General features: G+C 38.3%; 2 pseudogenes. Both read right to left on the reverse strand.

Annotated features, from left to right (window positions below):
* Positions 1 to 293, reverse strand: a pseudogene (locus R7Q46_RS29100) (endonuclease); the annotation flags it as partial.
* Between the two features lie 40 nt (positions 294 to 333).
* Positions 334 to 567: pseudogene (ati1, locus tag R7Q46_RS29105) on the reverse strand (Ati1 family type III secretion system chaperone); the annotation flags it as partial.

A 567-nucleotide genomic window follows, 5' to 3' on the forward strand; every position in this document is an offset into this window, starting at 1 on the left:
ACCTTAACGTTGCCGTTGTTCTCTTTTTTGTGCAGTTGTTGGTTCATCAAGTTCAGCTTTAAGTCGCTGTTTTTCGACGAATCTGTTTTGCTAAAAAAGCGATTAAAAAAGCTGCGATTTTCTTTTTGTTTGAGGCTAATTTCACCATCATTGCTTTTGGTAACGCTGTATTCTTTACCAAATACAGAGCCAAAGTTAACGGTATCGCCTTCTTTGGCATTGGTTTTGATATTTTGAATATCTGCGAGGTCTAAATTACCTCGATGTTGACTATTAATTTGAATTGTCGACATAAAATAAACTCATTTCTAAACATGGTCGTTTTTAGCGGGATTAAATGAAAATCCCAGCAGGTAATTGTTCTGGAATTGCTTCTTCGTTATCGGTTTGTTCAATGAAGAGGTGCCACTGCTCAATTTTTTCTAGCAGTTGTTGGAATGTGTTTTGAACATAACTTTGAGGCTTATTAGCTAACGAAATAACCTTATAAACGGTCAGTCTGCGGCTGTCCGGCATTCAACCAACACCGAAACCTCCTCGAAATGGTTCTAGCGCGTGTTCACCGAT

Source organism: Vibrio sp. 811 (genome assembly GCF_033339195.1).